The organism is Vibrio sp. 10N.222.52.B7, assembly GCF_041474275.1.
GTDB classification, from domain to species: Bacteria; Pseudomonadota; Gammaproteobacteria; order Enterobacterales; family Vibrionaceae; genus Vibrio; species Vibrio crassostreae_C.
In genome coordinates this window covers 1-276 of sequence record NZ_JBFRTU010000701.1, presented here as the reverse complement: position 1 = coordinate 276, position 276 = coordinate 1, and the positions used below count along the sequence as shown (strand labels likewise).

Genomic DNA, 276 nt, shown 5'->3' with positions numbered 1-276 from the left:
TACACTGGGATTGGTACTTAGAGAACGACAGCGAAGACTACGGTGTCAGCCAACAGCGCTCAGAGAATGTATTGAGTGCAGCTGGCTTTGCAGTGGTTGAAGTATCAACGCCGTTCTCGATCAGCACTCCACAAGGAGAGTTAAAGGTATTGATGGGTGTTGGACGCAAACAAGTGCTTCCTCATCTGTAATCGTGTGTATGCCTAGAGCTAGCCTCGGTAATGCTCATCTAAAATAACGAAACCCACATCAACGATCTTAAGGTCAGTTATGTGG

Annotated in this window: 1 pseudogene; it reads left to right on the top strand. The window is 46.7% G+C overall.

Going from position 1 to position 276, the window contains the following annotated elements:
* A pseudogene (locus AB4512_RS24885) lies at nt 1–191 on the top strand (SAM-dependent methyltransferase); the annotation flags it as partial.
* Nucleotides 192–276 lie beyond the last annotated feature (85 nt).